Origin of the sequence: Oceanobacillus chungangensis (assembly GCF_003369565.1) — a bacterium.
Classification (GTDB): Bacteria; Bacillota; Bacilli; order Bacillales; family Amphibacillaceae; genus Oceanobacillus; species Oceanobacillus chungangensis.
Map to the genome: position 1 here is coordinate 40,842 of NZ_PIOD01000026.1, position 9,707 is coordinate 50,548.

A 9,707-nucleotide genomic window follows, 5' to 3' on the forward strand; every position below is an offset into this window, starting at 1 on the left:
ACTGGTGCTTTAGCATAACAGGGAGATCGTCAATATGGCGGTCTTTTTAACTAAGGGCAGGTTAGCACAATAAAAAGGCGAATAGTATTTATCATAAATTTCATAATGGGGTGTAAAAATGAATGATAACATAGATAAATCTAAGGTTGGATATACGATTTTTAAACCAACGGGAGTACGTCATGAATATCCTCATGTTGATTTATTTAAACAACATGTAAACTGTATTGTTTTATACAAGGATAAAACATATATGACTGTTATTGTTGATCTAAAAAATAATACTGTACAGGTTACAGGAGACGTTGATGAGTTAGGAGATTTAACCATTAGTGGGGATTCTTACATTGATATGTTCAAAGGTCACGCAAAGTTTTTTATTAATAACAATATTTCTGATCCAAAAAAGTATTATGATGAATTAATAAATAATCAATCTTATTAAACTACCATGAAAGTTTACATCCGAAAATGCAAAAAAGACAAAAACAAACTAGACCCAGCGTTTTGTGATTTTTAAATGCTAAGCCAAGATTGTTGTGAATGTACCCAAAAGCCATTATAGACATAAAAACAAACATTCATTCTCTGTGGTGAAGCGCTGATTTTGCGCTTCATGAATGGCTAACTGGTGCATTTGCTTAACAAGCCAAATCAAAAAATCGGTTCCTATCGTGTTAGGAACCGATTTTCTATGTTGTAATCTGCTTAACGTTGTGTAAATCGCATTTTCCTGACACTACCCTATGGTGATTTAATCCATAATCTACCACCTTCTAAGCAATTTATTTTGATTTCAAGTTATTAGAAGCTAAGATATATTGTGTATCAAATAGATACATGGAAGTGAAAATCTTTTGTTAGATTTTTATCAAGCTCTGGAGTGAAGGAATGACTTCTTAGGAAGAAACTAATACTAGAGCTTGCAAATATATTTCGTAAAAGGGAGTGCTATTCATGCGTGCAGTTGTCATCAATGAATATGGTAGTAAAAATGTGTTGGTGGAGCAGGAGCTACCGAAACCAGAAATAAAAGCAAACCAAGTACTTGTTGAGGTTTATGCAACTTCCATTAATCCGATTGATTGGAAGCTTCGTGCGGGTTACTTAAAGCAGATGCTTGATTGGACATTCCCAATTATCCTTGGCTGGGATGTTGCTGGTAAGATCGTTGAAGTTGGAAGTGAAGTGACGTATTTTCAGATCGGGGATGAAGTTTTTGCACGACCGGATACTACCGCTGAAGGTACTTATGCGGAATTTACGACTGTGGATGAGGAATTGCTTGCGAAAAAGCCTAGCAACCTGACATTTGAAGAAGCTGCCTCCATTCCATTAGCAGGTTTAACCGCTTGGCAGTGTTTAGTGGATAATACAAAAGTCAAGCAAGGAGATAAAGTACTCATCCATGCTGGAGCTGGTGGTGTAGGAAGTTTGGCCATTCAAATGGCCAAACATTTGGGTGCCTATGTCGCTACAACAGCGAGTGAAAAAAATGAAGCATATGTAAAAGAGCTAGGTGCAGATGAATTCATTAATTACCGTATACAACAATTTGAGGAAGAATTAAGTGATTATGATGTGGTCATTGATACAATGGGCGGCGACATTTTAAATAAAAGCTTCCAAATATTAAAGCCTGGTGGCAGACTAGTAACTATTGCCGGACAACCCAATCCAGCATTAACAGAAAAGTATCAAGTAACAGCAAGTTCCTATTGGTTAACGCCAAATGGTAAACAGCTAGGAGAGATAGGCGAATTAATTGAGAAAAGAATACTTAAGCCTCAAGTGGGTAGTGTATTTGATTTTTCAGCAGAAGCGTTACAAAAAGCACATGAATTAAGTGAGACACATCATGCCAAAGGGAAAATTGTAATAAAAGTTAAATAATCGGTGTAAAGTTCAAAAAATACTCGCAGATAATGACTAATCATCATTATTTGCGGGCTATATGGTAAGGAATGGATGGAGCAACTGCTACTATCGACTCGGCTGAGCAAATAACAGTATATATGGTGAGCAATACAGATACTGAAACTGATCAAGAAGTAACACATCATAAATGGGTAACAGAAAGCGAACTCTCACCAGTTGAATAAATTTTAAACTATTAAATCCGGAAAAATCTTGGAGTAACAGATTTGAGATTTGATTATTTTTTTAATTGTAGAAGAGATTGTGACGTTTTCATACTTAAACTATATGGTGCTTTCCTTCAAGAAGGAGATTGCACCCTTTTTGTTGAAATAAAGGAGCAGGATAGTTGAAAAATAAATAAACGTAGAGACCTTAGATTTTTAATAGGGGGGATTATGTAGTAACAAAGTAAAAGAACTTGAAAAGAGGATTTATGATTTAGAAGAAAAATTATAAACAGTCTTCAAGTAAAGGGTGCTTTAGTTGAAGATGAAATTAAACGGCAGCTATTGTACGAAATGTGCAGGTTAGTTTAACGAGAAAATTGTGACCTATTCACATTTTAATCCAACTAGGAGAATACTTTTCATCGTAGAGAATATATAAAGAATAGGAATCTAAGTAAGCACTTTCTGGCGAAGAGAGAAATCTCGTGAATAAATTAGTAATTGACAATCTGTATGAAACGAGAAATAACCTGGTAAAGGAGATTACTTTATTAAGTGATACTCAATTTAATAGTAAGCCTGATATGAATAAGTGGAGTATAGCACAAGTTTGCCATCACTTAGTTTTAGTGGAAGAGTCCTCTATTAAGGCAATTGCATGGGGATTGAAAGAGTGTGATAGTACTCAAAAAGAACGTAAAAAAGTTCAACTTATATTATTGGACAGAACGAAAAAGATTAAAGCTCCAAAAATTGTTGAACCAGATGTAGAACCATTCGAAGTTCAACAAATAATTGATCTGTTAAGCGATTCGAGAAAAAAATTGATGACTTTTCTTAGTACTATAGAAGATAAATCCATATTGGCGGAAAAATCAGTGAAACATCCTGCTTTTGGTGAATTACCTCTTGATCAATGGATTGAACAGATATATTTGCATGAAATGCGACATATAGAACAAATAAAAGAGATAAAATTACTTTTAGATGCAAGGCACTAAACATATGGTTATAAACGGATTCTTTTTTTAGTAAAGGGGAATTAGCGTATCAAAAAAAATTTAACTTTGTGTAATATTATACTTAAATTAACTGGTGAACTAGTTGAAGTAGATGTTAAACCTTGTTCCACTAATGAAGGCCTAACAATACAAATATAAGAAATTCATATAATTTTAGTCTGGAGTAATCTCAAAAATAGAAACCCCTGATATTGAATTTAATATCAGGGGTTTCGTTATCTTATTTTAACTCAACAGTAATATCCTCGAGTCGTATTTCTTCATAATCTGCTTCACTTTCCATTGTACGATAATTAGCCTTTATTTGCTCGCCATTTTTGTAATAGCCTATAGTTTCGTTATCCGATAGCTCGATGATTGGAGTTAAAATTAACTTAGTTGCATTAGGATACAGTTTATTATAAGTGGCAGTCCAATTTTTAGAAAACTTTGGATTGCCGTACCCACTAACAGATAATGACTTATAACTGTTTCCTAGATCATCTTTTACTTCGACCTCAACGAATTGATTATCCCAATTATTTATAATATCGTATGTTGCAACATGCTGGTAAGATAAGATAAATGACATTGGGGTAATTGCGATATTATCTGCAGTAAATGTCATTCCCCCTTTTTCTATTGTCTCGTTTAAGGCGACATATTGGGTTTCAACAGCTTTTACTTTAAATTGAAAATTCCAATTTCCATCATATACAGTACCGTTATTATTTGCTTCTGTTGATACACTTTCAATGTTCCAGTTAACATCAACTTCATCTAGATCATTTGAATAATAATGCTCGGTTTCCATCACACTTATATATTTTCCTTCTTCAATTCTTGAGATATTTTCACTACCTGTTAGACCACTGTCTCCATAGACAGGCGTAGAATTTACCGACGGGGAATCCCCTAAATCTTTGTCAGTTTCAATCATATAGGTAATATATAAGGTTTTTCCATCAAAAACAGTATCATTGATACTTATTTTTATACCATTACTTTCTTGAACTAAATCTAGTTTCTCAGCATTTTCATCATATCCTTCGTAACTGCCATCACTACTAAAAAAATTAAAAATATTTCCTAGAAACGGTATATCTTCGGCATAGGCAGTAAAGGATAGACCAACTATTGCAGGGGTTATAATTCCAAATGTAACAATTGCTACTGATAAAGCTCTTTTCCATTTACTTTGCTTTTTTGCTTTTCCAATCCGATGATTCAGCTCTTTAAAAATTTTTTTCTTTTCTATATCTGAAACTGAAGACATTTCTTTAACATTGGTGTCTACTTCAATACCATTAAAAAGTTCATAAATATCTTTCAACCTAAACTACCTCCCAAAATATAGTTTTCTGCTTGCTTATTCAATTTTTTGCGACCTCTAAAAATTCTGCTGTCAACAGCTGATTTTGTTATTCCTAGCTTTTGAGAAATCTCTTCTGAATGCATATCCAGGAAATAACGCATAATCATGATTTTTTGATCGATAGGGTCTAAGGTACGAATTAAATCCAGAACTTCCTTCTTATTTTCAGCTTGGATAATTTCCTCCTCTACAGAGTAGTGATCTGGAAATTCTATATAATCTGCTCCTACTTCATTATTTTTAATTGCTCTACGGTAATAATCAATTGCCTTAAATCTAGCAATTGCCGCAACCCAATATTTAAAATTACTTGAATTTCCCTTGAACTTTTTTGCGTTATTCCAAATGGAGAGGAATATATCGTTTATACATTCTTCTAAAAGACCTTCATTTTGCATAGGTCCCAATATCTTAAAGGAGATTCCTTTAACAAGTTGCAAGTACTGATTAACGATATATTCTAATGCGTCTTCCTTTTCCATTTGGAGGCGTTTAACAAAATTCTTATCATTTGATTTCATCTATAATTACTCCTCCTAAGATTTTGTAAAAGCTATTACACTATATAAGACGAAGAAAGTAAAAGTATTTTGCGAAATTTTTATAATTTATTGTAAATAAAACAGTCAAATATTATTATAGCTTAGAGGGATTATGTCGTGAAAGGTAAATTAATGTCATTGATAGGGATGCGTGCTTGTCCGTATTGGTCAATCTAAGAAAAAGATGATTCCTTGGATAATGCCTCACTATTAGTTTTAAAAGCGTTTGAATGGTTAAAGACAAAGGATTTAGGTATAGATGCTGATATAAATAAAGATTGGAAAGTCTCTTTCTTAAATAAAAAGGGCTCACGTCAAAATTAATGTTACAGTTGAAGGAATATTTTAAGAGTGAGTAGGTGAACAACATGATTGAGAATTCAATAGAGGGTTATTTGCTACATGTGATATCAAAAGGAGAACTTTTACACGAAGCACCTGTTATTTCTTATCCAAACAATTAGCATCAATACATTGAGCAAACCATACTAGCTGATTATGTTTTTGAGTATGGAATAAATCATTCCGCAATCCTTCTTGGTTATGGAATGCTGTTTAACCATTCTTATCAACCAAATGCAATTTATGAAATTAATTTTAGAAATCACACATTCGACTTCTATGCTTTTACAGATATAAAAGCAAAAGACAAGATTTTAATCAATTATTATGGTGATGTTGATGACTAAGATCCACTGTGGTTTAATCAAGACTAAAAGGATGAAAAATTAATGAGAACTTTGCCTTTATTAAAAATTCCTATCATGTTAATAATCCTATAGTAGGTGGAATAATGCACTTAAATTTTATGGTGCTTTACTTCAACAATGAGATTGTCAATATGACGGTCTCATTTTATTAAAGGGTAGATTTGTGGAAAATGGTTATAAAAGTGGAGGGGATTATAATCGAACATACTAAGATTAGTCTTTCAAATGAAAGGTTACTATTAAGGGAATTTACTGAAAGTGATTGGATTGATGTACATAAATACGCATCACAGGATATAGTTTGTCAATACCAACCTTGGGGACCAAATACGGAAGAAGACTCGAGAGATTTTGTGAATCAAGTGATAGAAAACGCAACAAAAGAACCAAGGACAAGGTTCGTTTTTGCAATCATATATAATGAAACTATGATTGGGGCTGGAGAGTTTAACATCAGGGATTTCACTAACAAAGTTGGAGAAGTCGCTTATATTATTAATCCAGACCATTGGGGAAAAGGAATAGCAACGGAAGCAGCAACTCTGTTAATTGATTTTGGATTTGAGAAACTTAAATTGCATCGTATATATGCAACTTGTGACCCAAGAAATGTTGGTTCATCAAAAGTTTTGGAAAAAGTTGGTATGACTAAGGAAGGTAGAATTCGAGAAGATTTGTTAATTAAAGATGGCTGGAGAGATTCATTATTATATAGTGTTTTGGAACACGAATGGAACAAATCTAATTAAGCTAACGGGTGCGATTATTCATTAATATTGAGAAAGAGAAAAAGGAATTTTTTACGTATAACTACATATTACGTATAACTACATAAACGATTTGCATAAAAAATTTAATTTGGCTATCAGTATTACTTCTGCAATTGTATTAATTATTATTCTAAACTGGATAATTTTTTCGAGATTATTCAATAATCATTTTTCTAATTGCATTGATTATCACCACTGGAATAGATTATACGGTAAGAGCATTCTTGAGTGGAGATATACCAAAAATCCAAAAAAATCTATCCTAACGATTAGTGAAATGTTTATACTAGTATTAGTTCTAATCGTAATTATTCAATTTACTGTTTTTATTGCACTAACTGGTGCGATAGTTAAACAAGATTATTGTATAGAGTTATGGAACTAATGGGTTGGTTAGATGAAGAGTTTTGCATAAGTTAATTGTAAATGATGTGAGGTATATGAAATTATATGATAAACCGATTAAAGCATTTTTACATACCGAATTATGTGCTGTGGAGGAACGGCCTGCATCATTTTTAATCAGGAAGATGTTATATCCGTTGGAAAAGGAATGCTGCGATTTGTTGATGAATAGAACTCATGAAGAAAACAAACTTGGGATTGGCTGTATGATGAAAAATAACAGGAACAAAGGAGGTATGAAATTTGAAGTTCCAAAAAATAGATCATGTAGGTGTAATCGTAAATGATCTCACTGCCGCTAAAGAGTTTTTTCTCGATTTTGGACTTGAGGTGAAAGGGGAATGGGAAATGGAAGGAGAGTTGATGGGATATGCAGTTGGGCTTAATGACGTTAAAGTAGCGTGTGTAGGATTGGGAATGCCAGACGGTCAGACATGGGTAGAGCTAATCAAATTTTATTCGCCATCAGATGAAAAAGATATTCACCAACCCAATGCAAATACACTGGGTATCCGGCATATTGCATTTACTGTTGAAGATATTGAAGCTATTGTTGCCAAATTAAAAAAGAAGGGTACGGAAATCTTTAGTGAGATACAGCGATATGAAGAAAGTTATAAATTATGCTACGTTCGTGGTCCAGAGGGAATTATTTTGGAGTTGGCTGAGGAAATCAAATAAGTAATGTTAATTTAAATCCGCCTCTTTGTTATTTTCCGTTTTTTTAGTTTGTAAAGAACTTAAACTATCTGGTGCGTTAATGAAAGATGGATTGACGTGCGATCATTGTAATAATGACAGGTTTGTTATAAGAAGGGGATTAACATTTGGTAAAAATTATCTGGAAACAGAATAAGGCACTAAGTAATCTGGAGGTTGACAATGACATTTGTTGAGATAAACAGCAAAACAACTACGTTTTTATCTAAATATAAGCTCTTCGAAACGAATCTAATACAGCAAGTTCAACTGCAACACCGTTTAGATTTAGTGGAAGCATTTGGAGTTAAAAAGGGAATGAGAGTAATAGAAATTGGCTGTGGACAGGGTGATACATCGGTAGCATTAGCAGACGCGGTAGGAGATTATGGGGAAGTAATCGGCATTGATATTGCCAGTCGGGATTATGGAGCTCCGTTGACATTAGGACAAGCAACGGACATAATCAAGAGTTCAGCATTGGGAGAGCGTATTACATTCCATTTTGAAATGGATTTTGGATCATTTGAATCAAGTGAAATATTTGATGTGGCAGTGTTATCTCATAGTTCCTGGTATTTTAAAAGACCTGAAGATCTCCTCCGTTATTTTAAGAAATTGCGTAGAATGACGAAATGCATATGCTTTGCAGAGTGGAATCTTGACTTTACACACATATCGCAGCGAGTTCATTTTTGCGCAGCTTCCATTCTAGCCATGTACTCGAATTTTGTAAAAAATGATGGAAATATACAAAATTTGTTTCATAAAGAACAAATTCGAGAGTTGCTTGAAAAGGTAGGTTTTAAAATCGTTAAACAGGGTGTGGTCGATGCTTCGTATTTACAGGACGCACAGTGGGAAAAAAGTTATGCCAATAGCATTCGTAATGAGTTCGCCAACGCCCCCTCGATGATACGAACACTGGTTACCAGCTATTATGAACTGATGAACGTGTCAAATGAGAAGGAGAAGTCATTAAACAGTTTCATTTTAAATGCAAAGTAATTGAATGCTTAAGACCAATTATTTTCTTATTGCATTAACGCCTTTCTGTTGAAATTATTGTACTAAAAGGGCTAATTAGCCTAAATTATCAATACCCATTCCATTCATGATAATGATGAAACTTTTATTATTCAAGAAAACAAAATGTTTAATGAATTAAAAGCGGAACTGATAGAGGTGCTGTTAGAATGGCAAAATCTACTAACCGAGAAACAACTCGAAAGTAATATAAATGGATTTCCTGTACCAGCTAAATGGTATGAGCTACTCGGAAATACTATTACGCATAACGCCTATCATATTGGTCAAATCGTTTATATACGGAAATTGCAAAAGAGCTTGTATCGCAGTGACAAGTAATCTTATTATAACTTCAACTATTTAGTGCGATAGTTAAACAAGGAGATTATTAAAGCTAACGGAGCAGGTCAGTTGAATAAGAAAAAACAAAAATTAGTACTAACTATTAATAACAGATGTTAAAATTAGATGTAAGTGTAATTAGGAGGTGTTTTTATGAAGTTAGATGAATTTACAATTGGAGATGTATTCGAAACTAAATCATATAAATTGACAAAAGAAGATATTATGAGATTTGCTGGAGAATTCGACCCTCAATATATGCATTTAGAAGAAGAAAAAGCAACACAGGGGATATTTAATGGAATCATTGCTTCTGGAATACATACGCTAAGCATTTCATTTAAACTTTGGATTGAACAAGGAGTCCATGGTGATGATATCATCGCTGGAAGAGGAATGAATAATATTAAATTTATAAAACCAGTATACCCTAGTGATGAGTTGCATACCATTGCTGAGGTTATTGATAAGAGAGCAATAAAAAAAGAAGCTGGAATCATTACTTTAAGATTATCTACTTACAATAATAATAAAGAAAAAGTTTTTAAGGGTGACTTCACGGCATTGATTAAGCGGTGAAGAGTTTTTAGGGTGGGAAATTTTATAATTCTAATTTAATTCTTGTTCCATCGTATGGCGCAATTGTTAAACAAGACAATCATCAAAAGGTGGTTACCCCTAAAAGTTAGAGTTTTTATTATGCAGCTGATTGGCTGGATTGCGTTCGGTATTCGACTGGACTTAATC

The 9,707-nt window shown here is 33.4% G+C and carries 10 protein-coding genes and 3 pseudogenes; 11 read left to right on the plus strand and 2 right to left on the minus strand.

Annotated features, from left to right (window positions below):
- Positions 1-118: 118 nt before the first annotated feature.
- The 4 genes and pseudogenes from CWR45_RS18515 to CWR45_RS18530 all read left to right on the plus strand — a co-directional run bounded on the left by CWR45_RS18515 (position 119) and on the right by CWR45_RS18530 (position 3,088).
- Positions 119-445 carry a hypothetical protein gene (locus CWR45_RS18515; RefSeq protein WP_115751335.1) on the plus strand — a complete coding sequence of 109 codons (327 nt, stop codon included), beginning with the start codon at positions 119-121 and terminating at the stop codon, positions 443-445.
- A gap of 512 nt (positions 446-957) precedes the next feature.
- Positions 958-1,893, plus strand: coding sequence for an NADP-dependent oxidoreductase (locus tag CWR45_RS18520; RefSeq protein WP_115751336.1), 936 nt, complete (start codon positions 958-960; stop codon positions 1,891-1,893).
- A gap of 68 nt (positions 1,894-1,961) precedes the next feature.
- Positions 1,962-2,102: pseudogene (locus CWR45_RS18525) on the plus strand (DUF1541 domain-containing protein); the annotation flags it as partial.
- 470 nt (positions 2,103-2,572) lie between these two features.
- A complete protein-coding gene (locus CWR45_RS18530) occupies positions 2,573-3,088 on the plus strand; it encodes a DinB family protein (RefSeq protein ID WP_115751338.1) in 516 nt (171 codons plus the stop codon).
- Between the two features lie 241 nt (positions 3,089-3,329).
- Here the strand turns inward: CWR45_RS18530 and CWR45_RS18535 are convergent, their stop codons facing one another.
- Together CWR45_RS18535 and CWR45_RS18540 are read right to left on the minus strand one after the other, a co-directional pair.
- Complete coding sequence (locus CWR45_RS18535) at positions 3,330-4,421, minus strand: DUF4179 domain-containing protein (RefSeq protein WP_115751339.1); 1,092 nt, start codon at positions 4,419-4,421, stop codon at positions 3,330-3,332.
- Positions 4,418-4,984 (minus strand): sigma-70 family RNA polymerase sigma factor, encoded by a 567-nt coding sequence (locus tag CWR45_RS18540; RefSeq protein ID WP_115751340.1) that lies wholly within the window; start codon positions 4,982-4,984, stop codon positions 4,418-4,420. Before CWR45_RS18540 ends, CWR45_RS18535 begins: the two co-directional genes overlap by 4 nt.
- Before the next feature lie 397 nt (positions 4,985-5,381).
- On the opposite strand from CWR45_RS18540, the pseudogene CWR45_RS18545 reads away from it, so the two are divergent.
- The 7 genes and pseudogenes from CWR45_RS18545 to CWR45_RS18575 form a co-directional block, all read left to right on the plus strand.
- Positions 5,382-5,694, plus strand: a pseudogene (locus tag CWR45_RS18545) (SET domain-containing protein); the annotation flags it as partial.
- A gap of 191 nt (positions 5,695-5,885) precedes the next feature.
- Positions 5,886-6,464: a GNAT family N-acetyltransferase gene (locus tag CWR45_RS18550; protein ID WP_211315991.1), complete on the plus strand. Its 579-nt coding sequence runs from the start codon at positions 5,886-5,888 to the stop codon at positions 6,462-6,464.
- Between the two features lie 109 nt (positions 6,465-6,573).
- Positions 6,574-6,870 (plus strand): hypothetical protein, encoded by a 297-nt coding sequence (locus CWR45_RS20560; RefSeq protein WP_170138912.1) that lies wholly within the window; start codon positions 6,574-6,576, stop codon positions 6,868-6,870.
- A 263-nt stretch (positions 6,871-7,133) separates the two neighbouring features.
- On the plus strand, positions 7,134-7,571 hold the full coding sequence (locus CWR45_RS18560; protein WP_115751342.1) for a VOC family protein: 438 nt from the start codon (positions 7,134-7,136) through the stop codon (positions 7,569-7,571).
- Positions 7,572-7,772: 201 nt separating this feature from the next.
- Positions 7,773-8,597: an SAM-dependent methyltransferase gene (locus CWR45_RS18565; protein WP_115751343.1), complete on the plus strand. Its 825-nt coding sequence runs from the start codon at positions 7,773-7,775 to the stop codon at positions 8,595-8,597.
- A 99-nt stretch (positions 8,598-8,696) separates the two neighbouring features.
- Positions 8,697-8,957: pseudogene (locus tag CWR45_RS18570) on the plus strand (DinB family protein); the annotation flags it as partial.
- A 156-nt stretch (positions 8,958-9,113) separates the two neighbouring features.
- Entirely contained in the window at positions 9,114-9,539 is a 426-nt protein-coding gene (locus CWR45_RS18575; RefSeq protein WP_115751345.1) for a MaoC family dehydratase, read from the plus strand.
- Positions 9,540-9,707: the final 168 nt, after the last annotated feature.

Coding starts and splice junctions, on each gene's coding strand:
- CWR45_RS18515 (WP_115751335.1), top strand. CDS start 119: ATGAATGATAACATAGATAAATCTAAGGTTGGATATACGATTTTTAAA.
- CWR45_RS18520 (WP_115751336.1), top strand. CDS start 958: ATGCGTGCAGTTGTCATCAATGAATATGGTAGTAAAAATGTGTTGGTG.
- CWR45_RS18540 (WP_115751340.1), bottom strand. CDS start 4,984: ATGAAATCAAATGATAAGAATTTTGTTAAACGCCTCCAAATGGAAAAG.
- CWR45_RS18550 (WP_211315991.1), top strand. CDS start 5,886: ATGGTTATAAAAGTGGAGGGGATTATAATCGAACATACTAAGATTAGT.
- CWR45_RS18565 (WP_115751343.1), top strand. CDS start 7,773: ATGACATTTGTTGAGATAAACAGCAAAACAACTACGTTTTTATCTAAA.
- CWR45_RS18575 (WP_115751345.1), top strand. CDS start 9,114: ATGAAGTTAGATGAATTTACAATTGGAGATGTATTCGAAACTAAATCA.